This is a genomic window from Bacillota bacterium (genome assembly GCA_013178125.1).
Classification (GTDB): domain Bacteria; phylum Bacillota; class SHA-98; order Ch115; family JABLXJ01; genus JABLXL01.
Genome location: JABLXJ010000009.1, coordinates 17,181 through 33,064 on the forward strand (window position 1 = coordinate 17,181; position 15,884 = coordinate 33,064).

Sequence of the window (15,884 nt, forward strand, 5' to 3'; positions counted from 1 at the left end):
GGTGCGTTCCCATGGTATAGCCGGAATCCCACAATGTAATCGTGGACAATGTTCAGAAACCTATTTAAGGCAGCTCTTCAACGAAGGACTCCTCGCCTCCGAACTCGGCGAGTCGTGCCACACCGAGAGTGGCCCGTAGCTTGATGTCTTCTGGGCACTCGTCGAGGTAAGTTTCTGTGCAGAGGATTGGGGGCCCGTCATGGTTGTCAAGGTAGCCGATCACGGGCTGGTACTGACGGACGTATGGACCTTCCACCTCGAGCGCGCACTCGCCCTCTCGTCCCTCGGGTCCATACCATATGGCATAGTCGCCCGGGCCTGACACGTCGGGCTCACGCCAAGGCTTCATAGACAACTCTCCCTTCTCTTCGAATCGTTTTGATGCAGGCTCTCTCATGCCGCACGGGGCAAGACATAAACTGTGACAAGATTGAGGCCCATGTAGCTTCCTATATACAAGGGGTGGGGCTCCGAAAGAATTCTGGGAATAAGGTTGGATTACGTAGGGCCCCGGAGAAAAAACCTGCTATTCTGTAGGGTATTAAGCGCAATCCCGCATCACATCTGAGTGTTAATGTCCGTTCATAGAGAAAAAGGACTTACTCCATAAGGGCCCCTAGATCCAGCTCTAGGGGCCTTTTGGGTTACCTATGACTGGGAGTTTCTTCTTTTGATCTTTGTAAGCCTTTCGCGGTTCTGGTCAGCCAGGATTTTCATGACCGGAGATGCGGTTTTATGTTCCCGCTGTATATCCTCGGCAAGGAGTCTTGCATAACGTTCTGTCATCGCAAATGTAGTATGTCCGAGCATCCTCTTGAGGGCAAGGAGTTCTCCCCCATTTCTCAGGAACATGATAGCAAACGTGTGGCGAAGGTCATAGCTTCTTGTTTCCTTTGAGAGTTTTGCCTTTGTGGTATATTTCTTAAAATCATGCTCCCACGAGGTTTCTAGGCGTTTCTTTCCATCCCATGAACAGAAAATGGGCTTGTCCTCCCCCCAGGTACTTGGTCTCACCCTCAGGAGCGATCTAAGCTCCAATGAAGTCTTGGTAGATATGGGAACGACGCGGTCCCTGCGCGTTTTGGAAATGCTGGCAGGTATGTATATTGTGCAGTCAGTGGGATTGAAATGACGGGGAAGTATACTTAAGGCTTCGCTGGGGCGGATGCCGCAATCGAGCATAACCAGCATTATGACATAATCCCGAAAACCTGAGTATTCGCGTTTGTTGGGCGCTTTGAGGAGCTCACGAATCTGATCCTCTGAAAGATAGTGTATTTCGTCCTCGAGTTTCCTATTTTTAACACCATTCAGCGGGTTGGTTTCGAGCACCTCTTCCTGAATGAGCCAGTTAAAGAAGGCCTTCAAGTAGGTTTTTCGGAGGTTGAAGGTGTAGGAGTTATCGAACGCGCTGAGATATTCGAGGGCTTTTTCTTTGAGGTCATTGCTGTCGTTATGATTTGCGCCAGTCCTGCTGAAGAACTGGGTGATGGTCTTTTTATAATCCAGGAGTGTCTTTGGGGCAGAGCCACATGTCTGCTTGAAGAAGAGGAATTTCTCAAGCACCTCCTTCCACGACTCGAATTTGTTGGTGGCAACTTTCGGTCCCTTTGGTCTGGGGCCGCCCCATTTAACCATAACAAAACCCTCCAAAAGATGTAATATTTGGAGGGCCAAGTCATCTGTCGCAAAAATCTTTGTTTGGTGTATCATCACTACTCTGCTTCTGATCAGCGACAAGGGACTGTGGGGTCATTATGTACCTTTTTGCCACCCGATTATGGCTTCTAGCAGGGGTTTTACATATTCTAGTCGGCCTGGGATTAAGAGTCAGCTGCTCTACCAACTGAGCTAATGGCGCACGCAAACTGAAATAAAATTATGGTAGCGGCGACTGGATTCGAACCAGTGACGCCACGGGTATGAACCGTGTGCTCTGACCAGCTGAGCTACGCCGCCACATATGGTAGCGGGGGCTGGACTTGAACCAGCGACCTCCGGGTTATGAGCCCGACGAGCTACCAACTGCTCTACCCCGCGTCGTTTCTATCGTTTTTGGTGAAGATCGCGATCACCAGCTATTATTATAGCAGATGGAACGCTCTAGTCAAGGGGTATAGGCGAAGTTGTTCGAGACCCATCCCGGTCCCTATACCCACCCGATACCGGTAACCTGTTCGTATAATGACTCATATCATACTCATGAGCCAACAAGAGCTCCCGATGAAGCAACGGAGTCTTGAAACGACCGTCCCGCAAATCAAATTTCGCAGGTCAAATCGCTTAAATTGGCCGTTTCGCAGGAGGTGAGGTCCATGCCTTCTTTTACCTTTACGTCAGATGCTTCCAATACCGGTAACCAGGTGCTTACCGCGACGGTGAGCGTTGCTATATCGCCGGAAAGGCAATATTAGCATCGCCCGCCCTTTTGCCCGGAGCCTCGGTTGTAGGCACGGTAGCTGTATCCAATGCGGGTGATGTGAGCTGCCTGTATTTTGTATCCGCGGACTGGGCCGCGGTTTCGCCGACCACCGCGAGCATGGCACAGATCCTGGCAAGCTCGCTTAACGCGAGTGTGGTGGCGAGCCCCCTGTCAGCACGATTTACACGGGCGCATTAAGTGGCCTCATAGATCAGCCAGCTGCGGGCCAATCCTTGCCGCTGGGATCGGTGCAGGAGGTAACCTTCACGGTAGCCTTACAGCCTGATGCTGGGAATCTCGTCCAAAACCGCGATCTAGCGGTCGACTTTATATTTGTGGCACAGCAGGCTTAGTTTCTATGGCACGGCAGGTATGATGCAGCAGACCTAATTGATCCATAACTCGGCTACAACTCGATGATCCCATTTCGACGACCCTGTAAGATCCTGTAAAGATGGTCCTATGAAATACGATCATTGTCAAGGCAAGAGTAAGGTATAAGATCGACAAGAGTGGCGAGGGGACTCGCTCTTGCGGGCTCGCCTCGCCTTTAAAAGCTCCATAGCGCGCATAAGCCCAGGGATGGAGACGCTATTTCAATCCAGGACACCACGCCTTGGGAATGAGTGGGCATCTTATGCACGCTATGGAAAACTCTAGAAAATGGGAAGGAGTTGTAGAAGCAGGGGGAATCAGGCTAATGTCGAAAACATCTCCAGGGATATCACCCAATATGAGTGCCAGTGGCGAGAATTCGGTCGTAGATCGCGCCCTGAGCCTGAGTGTGAAGAAAAGGCTTCAAAATCCGCAAAGCCTCAAGACAGTAAACTCAGACTTCAAGGCAATAAGCTCACCGCTATGATGGTGGTGAGAAATGAGGCGGGTAGGTTTCTTGTCCAAGTCCTCGACGATCTTACTCAATGGGTTGACGAGATCGTGATCCTGGATGATGCGTCTTTGTAGGCCGGTCTCACGATGATGTCCTCGAAAAACACATGATCCGGTGGGCGTCGATGAACGACCAGATTTTTTATTACTGGCGCCCCCCTGGATGATACCCTGGACCTATCAAAACATGGATGTAGCGCTCATCCCCTCCAAGGCGACTGAAGGGACATCCCTCTCCTGCCTGGAGGCTATGGGGGTAGGCTGCGCCGTGATCGCCTCCTATGTTGGTGGCTTGTCGGACCTGATAATCGAGGGCTACAACGGCCGCCTCATAAAGCCGACTGTTGAGAACCTGGTGTCTACCCTGGTCGAACTCATCGAGGACTCTGAAAAGCGCGCCTATCTATGGAGAAATGCCAGGGAGACCTCCCTGAGCTTCACCCTTGATATGTGGAGACTGCGATGGGCGAGGGTCATAGGTGAAGTATTCCGATAAGGTATTTCGATGAATCTTGCTGTGAGCATTCCTAGAATGCAAGGGAAGGGATAAATCCGGGTGGAATAGGAGAAAAGGCCCCCGGAATAGGCCTCCCCACCCTCCTTTAGGATGGAAAGCCCGGCTCCAAACGCAGACGCACCAAATATACAGGGCACACAGGGCATGAGCATGCGGGGTACGACCATGAGATCCACCCCGCATCATCAAGGCCCTGTATCATCGTCTATCATCATCAAGGTCAAGCGGTCAAGGTTAAAACGGCTAGAAGAGACGCTATTCTGAAGAGACTATTCGGGTGTCATTCATACTCATATCCATAATAGATGCTGCTCGGCCTTGACTGGATGTTACTCGGCCCTGGGGCCTGCCGCGACAACGCTCTCCGGCACGCCCGAAAATTTCTCGAAGTTCTTTGCGAAGCGCCTGGCCAGCTCGCGGGCTTGCTTATCATATGCCTCCTTGTCAGCCCATGTATTCACGGGCCTGAGTATCTCGCCTGGCACATCGGGGCAGCTCTCCGGCACGAGCACTCCGAAAATGGGGTCAGGGGTGAATTTGACGCCCTCAAGCTCGCCATTCAGCGCAGCGCTCACCATTCTCCGGGTATATTTGAGGTTTATCCTCTTCCCAACCCCGTATGGCCCTCCGGACCAGCCGGTGTTGATCAAGTAGACCTGCGCTTTATGCTTCCTGAGCTTCTCCCCGAGCAGGTTTGAATAAACCACGGGGCGCAACGGGAGGAATGGAGCCCCGAAACAGGTAGAGAAGGTTGCCTCCGGCTCTATGATTCCCCGCTCGGTCCCGGCCAGCTTGCTGGTGTAGCCCGAGAGGAAGTGGTACATCGCCTGGTCCTCAGTGAGCCTGGCGATAGGGGGCAGGACGCCGAACGCATCGGCGGTGAGGAAGACCACGGTCTTCGGGTGGCCTGCCACGCCCGGGACGACCGCACCGGGGATATGATCGATTGGGTAACCCGAGCGCGTATTTTCCGTGATGGCGTTGCTATCGAAGTCTATATCGCGAGTCTCCTCGTCGACCACCACATTCTCCACGACGGCGCCAAAGCGGATCGCGTCCCATATCTGGGGCTCGGTCTCGGGTGACAGGTGAATACACTTGGCATAGCAACCGCCCTCGAAGTTGAACACCCCGTCGTCGGACCAGCCATGTTCATCGTCGCCGATCAGGCGCCGGTCCGGGTCCGCCGAAAGCGTGGTCTTCCCGGTGCCGGAGAGCCCAAAGAAGAGGGCCACATCCCCGTTCTTGCCGACATTTGCTGAGCAGTGCATCGGGAAAACGCCCTTATGAGGCAGTATGTAATTCATGACGGTGAATACGGACTTCTTCATTTCGCCAGCATATCTCGCAGCACCTATAATCACGACGTTCTTTTCATAGTTGATGATGACGAAAGCCTCGGACCTCGTGGCATCGATCTCGGGAACCGCATTGAAGCCCGGCGCGCATATGACGGTGAATTCGGGCTTGTGCTCTTTGAGTTCCTCTGCTGAGGGGCGCAGGAAGAGTTGGTGCGCGAAGAGATTCTGCCACGCAAGCTCGTTGACGACGCGGACCGGCAGGCGATACCTGGGGTCTGCGCCGACGAAACCATCGAAGATGAAAAGCTCGCGGTTCTGCAAGTAAGCCGTAAGCCGCTTGTAAAGCCGCTCGAATGCGTCGGGGGCAAATGGTTTGTTAGGACCGCCCCATAGTATCTCCTCGTGAGCCGTCCCGGAATCAACGAAAAACCGGTCATTGGGTGAGCGCCCGGTGTATTTTCCCGTCCTTACGCTCAGGGCACCCTTGGTGGTGAGCATTCCTTCTCCGCGCGCGAGGGCGCGCTCCACCAGTGAAGGCACCGAGAGATTGCGGTGGACCTTCCCGGGGTTAATGATGCCGAGCGATTCAAGGTTGTAAGTTTCAGTGTTCATAGTTGCGATCACCTCTTAAATTATGTTCTGCCTTTCCCCTGTTTTAATTCTTGTTTTCTTTTCCCTCAGCCGGGGCTGGGGCAGGGATCGCTGGCCAGAAAGATATTACACCTACTATACCATATGGCTTATCAGGAGTCAATGGCGTTTGACGCGGTTTATCCTGAAGAGCCTCAGTTATGGCGCTCATCTGCAAGTATAATCCCTCAGACACGGTTTCAGGAGGACACGCACCTGTTATGCATATTTATGCATAAATATGCAAACCCCAGAATGCCCTGACACCTCCCGGGCAAGCCGGTCAGTCGCGGGGTCGCAGGGCTACTGGTCACAGGGCTGACCAGGGGATAAAAGAGGATTTCCGCCCGGGGCGTCGAAATAGCTTGAGGTAACGGATGGGGTGATTTATGTGAAGGCGAGACCCGAATGTATTACATGTATCATGGATGATGTTATCGGCGCGGCAAAAACCATCCCCTTGGACGATAGTTCAATGTTTCAACTGATCCGTGAAGCGCTTTCGGCTCTATCCACATCCTATAACGCAGATACGTTTCCCTCATACTATATAACCAAGGTCCATAGGATCCTGAAACACCTGGCCCGGAAATCCATCCTCTTTGAGGAACAGCGGGCGGCAGCAAACGAGGTCGGCATGCGCGTGCGGGAGAGGCTCCGGCAGCGCGCGCAAGGCCTCAGCGGTGCTGAGAGATTTTATCTCCTGGCCAGGTGGGCGATAGCCGGAAACAGCCTTGATTTCAGGACTGTCGGGACGGGCTACGATCTATCACTCGATGCCATCGAAGCGATGCTTGATAGCTACGCCTCGAGGCCGCTCGTGCGCGATGATCTGCAGGGGATACTCGCGGCGGTCAGATCCGCGCGACGAATTCTATATGTCCTCGACAATGTTGGCGAGATCGCCCTGGACTGCCTCCTCATAGAGGAGATTAAAAACCAGGCACCTTGTGCGCCCCACGTGACTGCGGCTGTAAAGAGCGGGGCTATAACGAGCGACGCCATCTATGAAGATGCTTCCCGCGTCGGCCTTCCCGGGGTTGCCGATAGCATCGTAACCTCTGGGTCCGACACGCTCGGCATAAGCTATGACGAGATGTCAGGCGAGCTCAGGGAGGAGCTTGCCGCGGCCGATCTCATCATCTCAAAAGGCCAGGCGAATTTCTACGTCCTCTCGGAGCCAGTTGACATAATCCACGCGCAGATAGCTTGCCTCTTCACCACGAAGTGTTTACATGCTGCAAGGGCCGCGGGCATGGAGGTCCTCGGACCGTCGGCCGTGCTGCTTCGCGCTTGAGCAGTTCGTGCCCGATTCATCCGCTCCTGACCCGGGTCACCTGTGCTTGAGGGTGCTTGAGGCGTTTCAAGCCGCCCGGACCTATCGTGCCTAAATAGCCCTCTCTAAGCAACTCGTATTTGTCTCGTATTTGTATTGATAAATTTTATGCACGCCAAGCACGCCAACTTAATTTAACATACACTAACTCAATTCAACAATAGCTTGGCCCCGGCGGCTAGCAGCACCAGCCCGAGGCCCTTGAGCCATGTGAAGGGAACGCGCTGGAGGCCGAACAGCCCGTAGTGGTCTATTATCAAGGCGGTCATAACCTGGCCAACGATGATCAAAGTCGTTGCCACTGCGACGCCGAGCCTGGGGATGCTTACAACAACGCCGTAGACAATCAGCACCCCGAGCAGGCCGCCGGTGAGCGTATACCAGGGAGCGCCCGGGAGCCGTCCGATATCGCCCTTGCCGAGGCCCAGGACGAACAGGATTATGGCGATGGTGATAAGCCCAACTACGTGGACAACCAGGGTGGCCTCCCAGAGGCCTATGACCTTTCCGAGGCGCGAGTTCAGCGAGCCCTGGACGGCCATGAAGACGCCGGAGAAAACAGCTACAACAAGGGCGACGAGCTTAAATGAAAACGGCATAGACACACCCCGCGGCCCCTCCTGCCCGGGAGAATACTGACGCAAATCCCGCCGGGAGATAGATACTGCCCGGGATAATAGATACTACCTAGAAAATAGACATTACCCCAGCTAAGGCCATTTTCATTCCCTGCTGGTGCCGTCCAAGGCGGCATGGGCGTCTGCTAGGAAATACTCTTGCTCCTGGAGAGGGGCTTTTATCTTCACTCCTATTTTAGCCCCCCGGAGAGTCATACATTCACCTACTTAAATTTTATTCGCTCATTACCTATATGCATCATTATCTACTCAATTATCTACTCACCCAATCCGGTCGAACTCATCCGATCCGGCAGCGAACCCAATAGCCATCCGGCGGCTATTATACCCTCGCCCAGCCAGCTATCTTGTCCCCTGCGTGCCTCCTGCAACCTGCCCGATAATCTCACCAGCCGATATCGTAATGGAGCCCTCGCTGGTTTCGATCACAAGGGAGCCATCAGCGCTCAATGCCCGGGCCACGCCCCTGACCTGCCGGTTGCCGCTGGCCACCGTCACATAGGAACCCAACGTGCAGCAGAGAAGCTCCAGCTCACGCAGGATATCGGCGAAGCCCGAGGCCAGGTAACGGTCGTAAAGCGCCTCGAATTCGCGCAATATGTGGTCAAGCACGTTATCGGGGTCCAGCTCAGGCTGCTGCTCCAACTCAGCCTGCGAATCCGGCTCCGACGCCAATCTCGGCTCGATCTCTGCCAATATCGACGTGGCCCGCCCCTGCAATTCCTCCGGGAATTCGTCCCTCCTGATGCGGATATTCAAACCCATTCCGAGCACAATATACTCAATCCTATCCCCGGCGATCCTGGCCTCCGCCAAAACCCCACAAAGCTTGCGCCCCTCGACGACTACATCATTGGGCCACTTCACCCTCGCATCGATCTCCGCAATTCTCCGCAAGACCCTGGCAACCGCAAGCGCCCCGATGAGCCCCACCTGCCCTGCAGACCCCGCCACGACCCCCGGGCGCAGGATCATCGAAAACCACAGGCCGCCGCCAGGCGAAAACCATACGCGCTTCATGCGACCGCGACCAGCAGTCTGCCGCTCTGCAACCACGCATGTCCCCTCGGGCTCCCCCTCCTCGGCCAGCTTCCGGGCGAAAATATTTGTCGAATCGACCTCGTCAAGTCGAATAATCCTCCGACCAATGCCCCCCCGACCTACAACCTTATGATCTACAACCTTCTGACCCATATCTATTCGAGCCATAGCCATCCTGTCTAAACCCATGCCCAGGCCCATGTCCATGTCCATATCCACGTCACCTAAACCCATGCCCAGGCCCTTTTGTATAGCCTTACGCCCCCTTTTGAACCTAAATCCTCCAAATGCTCTTTAGTGAGCAGATCACGCAGGCTCAGGCCCCGTCCCCCCGTTCCCGGAGTGATGGTGATATTAGTGATATCCGTATATGGATTCAAGTCCGCCAGCGGCACTAAAACAAAGCCCCGCTGCCACATGCGGGGGTGGGGTATTTCTAGATCCTTATCCCTGATGGTCCGATTACCGTAAAGAAGGATATCGATATCGACCGTCCGGGGCCCCCAGCGAACCGGCCTTACCCTCCCGAGTGCGTCCTCCACATGGAGGGCCCGTGCCAGCAGCTGGTGCGGATCGAGGGTCGTCTCAATCTCCACCACGGCATTCAGGAACGGGCCCTGTTCCGTGTAGCCAACCGGGTCGGTTTCATAGAGGGGCGAGACCTTCAAGAGGGTTACTCCCGGCCCCTCGACAAGCAACTGTAAGGCCCGCCTCAGGTTTGCCTCGCGGTCCCCGAGGTTGGAGCCAAGGCCGAGATAAGCTATGATAGGATTAATTTTATTCCAAATCATGGCCTGCCTTCCCGCGGGTGATCTCCACCTCAACGTAATCCAGGACCCCACCGACCGCGGCGTGGGGCTTGCGAACCCTGACCGTTATCTTCCTGAGATCATACGCCGACAGTATTTCCTGGGCAATAGCCTCCGCCATGGCCTCAATCAGGCTAAACTCGCGCTCCTCGACGATATCCTTTACGATCGTATAAACATCCACATAATTGATGCTGAGTTCAAGATCGTCCGCCTGGGCTGCTGCCGAGAGGTCTGTGAACATCTCAACATCCACTTCAAACTTCTGCCCGAGTTCCTTTTCGGCTGCAAAGGCGCCATGATAACCGTACAACACCATGCCTTTAAGAGATAGTTTATCGCTCATCTCTTTCCTCCTCTCTAAGTATGGCATCAGCCATACGAGCAACCCGTGTCATCTCCCGGACATCATGAACCCGCACAATATCAGCTCCCCTGGCGATAGCCAGGGCCACCGTGGCCGCTGTCCCCTCGACCCTCTGATCGACCGGGAGCCCGAGTACGTTGCCGATGAAGGATTTCCGCGACGTGCCAACGAGAATCGGCTGCCCGAGGCCCTTGAATTCGTCGAGCCGGCGCAGGATCTCGAGATTATGCGCTGTGGTCTTCCCGAAACCGATTCCCGGGTCGATAATTATGTTCTCACATTTCACTCCGAACTCGAGCGCCTTTGCGATGCGTTCACGGAAAAAAGCATATATTTCCGATATCACATCATCATAATGAGGATTCGCCTGCATGTATTTGGGCATACCCTGCATGTGCATCAGGACGACCGGGACATCATACTTCGCCACAAGCCTGCCGAGCTCGGGGTCAAATCTCAAGGCACTGATATCATTTATTATATGCGCACCTGCCTCCAGAGCGCGCCTGGCAACCCCGGCCTTGCAGGTGTCAACGGATACTGGCACCGGGACCTCCCTCACAAGCCTCTCGACTACAGGGATGACCCTCGCGATCTCTTCCTCTTCGGGAACGGGGTCGGAGCCGGGACGAGTGGATTCGCCACCCACATCGATAATATCCGCCCCATCTTCCACCAGCTCCCTGGCGCGGGCCACCGCCCGGTCCGCGTCGAGCCACCTCCCACCATCGGAGAAGGAATCCGGCGTGACATTCAGGATCCCCATAATATGGGTCTTCGCCCCAAAACGCAGCGTATACCTACCACCCCTCAATTCGGCTGGTTCGCACCTCGAGCTGCAGGTCGAGGCCTCCAGCGCTTCCTCAATTTCATCCGCGATGGAAGGGAGGCCGAAAGGTTGGCTCCTCAGGGTGTCCAGGACGAGCTGGTACTGGCGCAGCGTGCCCATGAGAAGCACGTCAGTCGTGTGGACATTCAAGCACGCCACATCCCACGACACCGCAGCCTCCCCGCCCTTCGCAAGCATCTCCTGCTTGAGCAGGATGGCAGCCTTCAGGGGAACCCCCGTGAGCTTCACTATCCGGTGAACACCCTTCGGGGCCATAATACCAACGCCATCAGGCGAAACCCCCATCTTCCTCATCTCGCCCGCCAGGGAGCGCTGGTCATCAAGCCTGAGGATTCGTGCGATGACCCTTCCCTTATCGTTCACCTTATTGCTATTGTCTACGCCGGTTATTCCACTAATCTCTCTCATGCTACGGACCTTTTCCATAACGACGCATAAAAAAGGAATTGCCGTGCCTGGCAATTCCATTATATTCGAACCATACCCCGACTGCAAGCCAAAAGTCGAAGGGAATCGCGGGCATACGCCACGCAGATACGCTAAGTCAGTCCACGCAAGTGCGCTGAGTCAGTGAGCATAGGCTCTGCCATTGCGCCGCATGGCTATACCTGCGGCCTTCGCTATCGCAAGCGCTATCAGGCCGTCAGCGATGTGGTGCAGGGCAGTGCCCAGGCCCACGACGATCCCGGCCTTTGCAAGGGTAAACCCGAACAGCAGAACGATGAGCGCCTCCGCTGTAGCATGTACCGGCAGGGTGAGCAAGAGGGCTTGCCAGAAAGACATGCCTCGCCTTATCGCAACCGCCCCGACGAGGCCAAATACCGCATGCATGGCTGCCCGGGCCGCGATCACGGGGCCGAGCTTAACTAGGAATCCGAAAGCCGAACCCAGCCCGACCATCACTGCAACCCAGGGACCGAAGAGCATCGAAATCATGACTGGTACATGCGAAGTAAGGGTGGCCGAGAAAGGCGGGATGACGATGCCCAACACACCCCCGAATGTGAGAGGAATCAAGAGAGATAGTGCAGTCAAGATCGCGCCCCACACGAGTTCCCTGGTCCTCATACTCCCCTATACCTTCCTTCCTGTTATCACCATTAATGTTCATCATTCCAGCTCCAGTTCAACCCCTTATTCAACCCCTTAGGAGTAGTATATGACCGAATGTAATGTCTTGTCAAGTGTCTTGACTGCTTATATATCCCACAATCGGGCCTCGAGAACGCGATCCCTCACTGAACCCCTGTGACCCTCAAGGCCTTCAAGCCCCAGATAACGGGACGCAACATCCAGGAGGGCGTCAAGCGGCACGAGCCCGATTATCTCGCTCCCGATTACAGGAATGCCGTAGCGCTCCGCCTCGGCCTTGACGAGGTTGAAAACCTCATGTATTGAAGTCTCGCGGAAGTTCAGCAGGTTCATGGTGACCTGGGCGACCTGGCGGTCGTGGAGCATGATACCCAGGGCCCTCACATGCCTGAGCCCACCATCTTTCTCCCTGATCCTCTTCGCTATCTTTTTCGCAATAGACACGTCACTCGTGCCGAGATTTACATTGTAGGCGATGAGGAAATCACGCGCCCCTACAGCCGTAGCCCCCGCCGTCGGGTGAAGCCTCGGCGGGCCAAAGTCCGGCCACCGCTCAGGACTGGCGATGGACTCCTTGAGGCCCTCGTACTGGCCTCTCCGGATGTTCGCGAGGTTCCGCCGCTCCGGCCGGACCGCGGCCTCCCCATAAAGATATACAGGTATGCCGAGCTCACCCGCGATCCTCTGCCCGAGCCTCCGCGCCATTTCAACGCATGCCTGCATAGTTGTCCCCCGGAGGGGCACGAGCGGCACCACATCAGCGGCGCCTATCCGCGGGTGCTCGCCTGTGTGATCCTCCATGTTTATAAGGCGCGCCGCAGCAGCAACGGCGCGAAACGCTGCCTCGCAAACGGCGCCGGCACCCCCGGCAAAAGTGAGAACGGAACGGTTATGATCGGCATCCATGGAGCAATCAAGCAACTTCACGCCATCCACCGAATCTACGGCGGCGACTATCTGCTCCACGATAGCCCTTCGCCGCCCCTCGCTAAAATTCGGAACGCACTCCACCAGGCCGCCCGGTATACCGTCCGGCATGTCGCCCGCCGGCCCCATTAATGATCCCATCCTCCATCCCCGCTATCTTCGTATTTGTAGATATCAATATCTTTATAGATATCAATATCTTCGTGAACTTGAAGAAATCTATTCTGAGTGCCCCAGGTTCAGGTTTTCTCGAAGAGGTAACCCTTCGCCCCAAGGGCGCGCTCGATGTTATCGAGGGCCGCTTCGCTTGCTGCCTGGATCGTGTGAAGGTGAATACCCTCGGTTAGCACTGAAAGGGGCTTCGCCTCCTTTTCGGAAAGCGTGCGTACAAACCCCTCCACATCGTCTGCCGATTCTATCATGAGCATGCCGCGTAGCTCACCGTAGAGGGGATGCTCCACGACCACGTCGACTACCCTCCCGCCGAGCCCGACAATGGTGAGGAGCTCATCTCTGAGCTCCTCTACTCCACTATGCCTGCACGCCATAACGCGAGTAGGAATGCGACCGGCCGCGGCCTCAGCCAGTATATACCCCCGCGGAGTCGCGACCAGGTCCACGCCTTCCGCCCTCAGGATGGCAATATCCTGCACTATGACCTGCCTGCTCACTGAGAGCATCCCAGCGAGCTCGCTGCCGGTGACCGGCGCCCTGCGCTTTCTCAGTACCTCTAGCAGCTCCTTACGCCGCCTCTCCCCTGTTAGTGGGACCATCGAGAGACCACCCCATGTTAAATGGTCAAGCGGTACCTGGATTCTGAGCAAGGAGCGAAGGCCTCCGCTCGCCCTTGCCCGTTGCCCCGGTGGCTTGCTGGCCGGGGTGCTGCGCATCCTTCGCCGTCTCGACTTCCGATGCGGCCGCGCGCCCAGCCTCCTTTGAGCTGGCCGCCACGCCCTTGGCATCACCGGCAAGGGCAGCCATCTCATTTAACAACGCCTCGAGCTCCTCTCCTTCTATCGTTTCCTTCTCTTTCAAGACCCTGGCGATATGCTCAAGCTTATCTCTATTCGCCGTGAGAATACTCTTCGCAGTCTCGTAGCACCTGGTTACAATGGAATGGATCTCCTCGTCGATCTCGGCTGCGACCTCCTCGCTATAATTCCTTTCCCTTGCGATATCGCGGCCGAGGAAGATGGTATCTTCGTGCCTCCCGCCGAGCGTAAGAGGGCCAAGCCTCTCGCTCATCCCGTATTCGGTGATCATCTTGCGGACCAGCTTTGTTGCCTTCTCGAGGTCGTTCTGGGCCCCTGTGCTTATCTCGCCCAGGACTATCTCCTCGGCAACCCGGCCCGCCATAAGCACGGTAACCTCGTCAAGCAGCTCCGAACGCGTCAGGAAGTAGCGGTCCTCCTCGGGCAACATCAATGTATAGCCGCCGGCCCGCCCCCTGGGGATTATGGATACCTTGTGGACAGGGTTTGCATGGGGCATGAGCTTGCCTACAAGGGCATGGCCGCTTTCGTGATAGGCCACTATATTCCTTTCCCGCTCGCTCATCACCCTGCTCTTCCGCTCAGGGCCGGCTATCACCCGGTCGATGGCCTCCTCGCACTCGATCATCATTACCTTCTTCTTGCCGCGACGCGCAGCAAGGAGCGCTGCCTCGTTTAGCAGGTTCTCGAGATCCGCCCCTGTGAAGCCCGGCGTCCTGCGCGCTAGCACCTTGAGGTCAACATCGGGACCGAGGGGCTTCCCCCTGGCATGCACCCTCAAAATGGCCTCACGCCCCACCAGGTCCGGCATATCTACCACAATCTGCCGGTCGAAACGTCCCGGCCTGAGAAGCGCGGGATCCAGCACATCCGGGCGGTTAGTGGCGGCCAGGATGATTATGCCCGTATTGGGCTCGAAACCATCCATCTCTACGAGCAGCTGGTTTAGCGTCTGCTCCCTTTCGTCATGACCACCGCCGAGGCCGGCACCGCGCTGCCTGCCGACAGCATCGATTTCGTCTATGAAGACGATACAGGGGGCGTTCTTCTTGGCCTGGTCGAAGAGATCCCTGACGCGCGCGGCGCCTACGCCTACGAACATCTCGACAAAATCAGAGCCGCTGATGATAAAGAAAGGCACACCGGCCTCTCCGGCTACCGCCCTTCCCAGCAGCGTCTTGCCCGTGCCAGGCGGACCCACCAGCAATATGCCTTTAGGGATCTTCGCCCCGACCTCCGCGAACTTCTTCGGGTGTTTCAGGAACTCAACTACCTCCGCGAGCTCTTCTTTGGCCTCATCCACGCCCGCTACGTCGGCGAAGGTCGTCTTGCCCTTATCCTCGACGTGAAGCCTCGCCTTGCTCTTCCCGAAGGACATGGCACGGCTTCCCCCGCCCTGCATCTGGTTAAGCACAAAGAGCCAGAGCCCCACGAGGAAGAGGGTAAATATCAACTGTGGCAGGATGGACATCCACCAGGGCGGCGTCGGCGCAGGCTCGGCTGTAACCTGAATCTGGCGCGCCACCCCGGGTTGTTCCTTGAGCTTATCAGTTATCAGGGTTATATCCGGCGCATACGTTTGAAAGCTCGTGCCATCCTTAAGCGTCCCGGTCACGATGTGCTCGCCGATTATATGAATCTCCTTTACCCTGCCGGCCTCCCAGTATTCCATGAATTGGCTCAGGCTCATCTTCTCAGGCTCATGCCTGGGCCCGTAGAAATTACTCGCTATAGAAACAGTAATGAGGCCCAGTAAAAGCCAGAGCCCTAGCGTCTTCAAAGCTCTATTCAAAAAGAATTCCTCCTTTAGATCCCACACTAGAGACCCTACATCAGGCTCCAAGTTAGGTCCCGAGTAGGCAAGCGATCTTGCGCAAGCAAGATATTCTAAGCAAATAGCCCCACCTGTGCTATTATATACAATCCTCCAGCGTACGTAATTATAGCATACCACCCTGGTGAATACAACCAAGCTGAAGCCAGATAAAGCCAGACAGACAGATGCCAGACGGAAGCCAGGAAGCCAGGCTGGCGCCTGCCCCAGGGCTCGCTCGTCTGGCCTTAATAGCTGCAT

General features: G+C 55.7%; 16 protein-coding genes and 2 tRNA genes. 4 read left to right on the forward strand and 14 right to left on the reverse strand.

Going from position 1 to position 15,884, the window contains the following annotated elements; all coding sequences use genetic code 11:
* Positions 1-64 precede the first annotated feature (64 nt).
* The 4 genes from HPY71_08995 to HPY71_09010 form a co-directional block, all read right to left on the reverse strand.
* On the reverse strand, positions 65-349 hold the full coding sequence (locus HPY71_08995) for a hypothetical protein (protein NPV53648.1): 285 nt from the start codon (positions 347-349) through the stop codon (positions 65-67).
* Positions 350-648: 299 nt separating this feature from the next.
* Positions 649-1,638 (reverse strand): site-specific integrase, encoded by a 990-nt coding sequence (locus HPY71_09000; protein ID NPV53649.1) that lies wholly within the window; start codon positions 1,636-1,638, stop codon positions 649-651.
* 244 nt (positions 1,639-1,882) lie between these two features.
* Positions 1,883-1,959, reverse strand: a tRNA-Met gene (locus HPY71_09005).
* 5 nt (positions 1,960-1,964) lie between these two features.
* Positions 1,965-2,040, reverse strand: a tRNA-Met gene (locus HPY71_09010).
* Positions 2,041-2,428: 388 nt separating this feature from the next.
* Between HPY71_09010 and HPY71_09015 the strand changes: the two genes are divergently transcribed.
* The 3 genes from HPY71_09015 (at position 2,429) to HPY71_09025 (ending at position 3,806) form a co-directional block, all read left to right on the forward strand.
* Positions 2,429-2,620 carry a hypothetical protein gene (locus HPY71_09015; GenBank protein ID NPV53650.1) on the forward strand — a complete coding sequence of 64 codons (192 nt, stop codon included), beginning with the start codon at positions 2,429-2,431 and terminating at the stop codon, positions 2,618-2,620.
* A gap of 465 nt (positions 2,621-3,085) precedes the next feature.
* Positions 3,086-3,385 carry a hypothetical protein gene (locus tag HPY71_09020; GenBank protein ID NPV53651.1) on the forward strand — a complete coding sequence of 100 codons (300 nt, stop codon included), beginning with the start codon at positions 3,086-3,088 and terminating at the stop codon, positions 3,383-3,385.
* A gap of 112 nt (positions 3,386-3,497) precedes the next feature.
* Complete coding sequence (locus tag HPY71_09025; GenBank protein NPV53652.1) at positions 3,498-3,806, forward strand: glycosyltransferase family 4 protein; 309 nt, start codon at positions 3,498-3,500, stop codon at positions 3,804-3,806.
* Between the two features lie 350 nt (positions 3,807-4,156).
* Here the strand turns inward: HPY71_09025 and pckA are convergent, their stop codons facing one another.
* Positions 4,157-5,740, reverse strand: coding sequence for a phosphoenolpyruvate carboxykinase (ATP) (gene pckA / locus HPY71_09030; GenBank protein ID NPV53653.1), 1,584 nt, complete (start codon positions 5,738-5,740; stop codon positions 4,157-4,159).
* Between the two features lie 409 nt (positions 5,741-6,149).
* On the opposite strand from pckA, the gene HPY71_09035 reads away from it, so the two are divergent.
* Positions 6,150-7,055 (forward strand): DUF89 family protein, encoded by a 906-nt coding sequence (locus tag HPY71_09035; GenBank protein ID NPV53654.1) that lies wholly within the window; start codon positions 6,150-6,152, stop codon positions 7,053-7,055.
* Between the two features lie 188 nt (positions 7,056-7,243).
* Here HPY71_09035 and HPY71_09040 read toward each other — a convergent pair whose 3' ends face one another.
* From HPY71_09040 to HPY71_09080, 9 genes are all read right to left on the reverse strand, one after another.
* Positions 7,244-7,693: a DMT family transporter gene (locus HPY71_09040; GenBank protein NPV53655.1), complete on the reverse strand. Its 450-nt coding sequence runs from the start codon at positions 7,691-7,693 to the stop codon at positions 7,244-7,246.
* Positions 7,694-8,074: 381 nt separating this feature from the next.
* A complete protein-coding gene (locus HPY71_09045; protein ID NPV53656.1) occupies positions 8,075-9,007 on the reverse strand; it encodes a biotin--[acetyl-CoA-carboxylase] ligase in 933 nt (310 codons plus the stop codon).
* Positions 8,998-9,564 (reverse strand): 2-amino-4-hydroxy-6-hydroxymethyldihydropteridine diphosphokinase, encoded by a 567-nt coding sequence (folK, locus tag HPY71_09050; GenBank protein NPV53657.1) that lies wholly within the window; start codon positions 9,562-9,564, stop codon positions 8,998-9,000. The genes HPY71_09045 and folK overlap by 10 nt, the downstream gene beginning before the upstream one ends.
* Positions 9,551-9,928, reverse strand: coding sequence for a dihydroneopterin aldolase (gene folB / locus HPY71_09055; protein ID NPV53658.1), 378 nt, complete (start codon positions 9,926-9,928; stop codon positions 9,551-9,553). Before folB ends, folK begins: the two co-directional genes overlap by 14 nt.
* The gene (gene folP / locus HPY71_09060) at positions 9,918-11,207 is read right to left on the reverse strand and encodes a dihydropteroate synthase (GenBank protein ID NPV53659.1); all 1,290 of its coding nucleotides are present in this window, start codon (positions 11,205-11,207) and stop codon (positions 9,918-9,920) included. Before folP ends, folB begins: the two co-directional genes overlap by 11 nt.
* 159 nt (positions 11,208-11,366) lie before the next feature.
* Complete coding sequence (locus tag HPY71_09065) at positions 11,367-11,867, reverse strand: ECF transporter S component (GenBank protein ID NPV53660.1); 501 nt, start codon at positions 11,865-11,867, stop codon at positions 11,367-11,369.
* Between the two features lie 129 nt (positions 11,868-11,996).
* Positions 11,997-12,929 carry a glutamate formimidoyltransferase gene (gene ftcD, locus HPY71_09070; protein NPV53661.1) on the reverse strand — a complete coding sequence of 311 codons (933 nt, stop codon included), beginning with the start codon at positions 12,927-12,929 and terminating at the stop codon, positions 11,997-11,999.
* A 128-nt stretch (positions 12,930-13,057) separates the two neighbouring features.
* Positions 13,058-13,591: a transcription repressor NadR gene (locus HPY71_09075; protein NPV53662.1), complete on the reverse strand. Its 534-nt coding sequence runs from the start codon at positions 13,589-13,591 to the stop codon at positions 13,058-13,060.
* Between the two features lie 25 nt (positions 13,592-13,616).
* On the reverse strand, positions 13,617-15,884 hold the full coding sequence (locus HPY71_09080) for an ATP-dependent metallopeptidase FtsH/Yme1/Tma family protein (protein NPV53663.1): 2,268 nt from the start codon (positions 15,882-15,884) through the stop codon (positions 13,617-13,619).

Bases quoted from the DNA above. Each gene is read 5' to 3' on its own strand.
- HPY71_09080 (NPV53663.1), bottom strand. From the start codon at position 15,884: ATGCAGCTATTAAGGCCAGACGAGCGAGCCCTGGGGCAGGCGCCAGCC.
- folB (NPV53658.1), bottom strand. From the start codon at position 9,928: ATGAGCGATAAACTATCTCTTAAAGGCATGGTGTTGTACGGTTATCAT.
- HPY71_09075 (NPV53662.1), bottom strand. From the start codon at position 13,591: ATGGTCCCACTAACAGGGGAGAGGCGGCGTAAGGAGCTGCTAGAGGTA.
- HPY71_09025 (NPV53652.1), top strand. From the start codon at position 3,498: ATGGATGTAGCGCTCATCCCCTCCAAGGCGACTGAAGGGACATCCCTC.
- ftcD (NPV53661.1), bottom strand. From the start codon at position 12,929: ATGCCGGACGGTATACCGGGCGGCCTGGTGGAGTGCGTTCCGAATTTT.
- HPY71_09000 (NPV53649.1), bottom strand. From the start codon at position 1,638: ATGGTTAAATGGGGCGGCCCCAGACCAAAGGGACCGAAAGTTGCCACC.
- folK (NPV53657.1), bottom strand. From the start codon at position 9,564: ATGATTTGGAATAAAATTAATCCTATCATAGCTTATCTCGGCCTTGGC.
- folP (NPV53659.1), bottom strand. From the start codon at position 11,207: ATGAGAGAGATTAGTGGAATAACCGGCGTAGACAATAGCAATAAGGTG.
- HPY71_08995 (NPV53648.1), bottom strand. From the start codon at position 349: ATGAAGCCTTGGCGTGAGCCCGACGTGTCAGGCCCGGGCGACTATGCC.
- pckA (NPV53653.1), bottom strand. From the start codon at position 5,740: ATGAACACTGAAACTTACAACCTTGAATCGCTCGGCATCATTAACCCC.
- HPY71_09065 (NPV53660.1), bottom strand. From the start codon at position 11,867: ATGAGGACCAGGGAACTCGTGTGGGGCGCGATCTTGACTGCACTATCT.
- HPY71_09045 (NPV53656.1), bottom strand. From the start codon at position 9,007: ATGGGTTTAGGTGACGTGGATATGGACATGGACATGGGCCTGGGCATG.
- HPY71_09040 (NPV53655.1), bottom strand. From the start codon at position 7,693: ATGCCGTTTTCATTTAAGCTCGTCGCCCTTGTTGTAGCTGTTTTCTCC.
- HPY71_09020 (NPV53651.1), top strand. From the start codon at position 3,086: ATGGGAAGGAGTTGTAGAAGCAGGGGGAATCAGGCTAATGTCGAAAAC.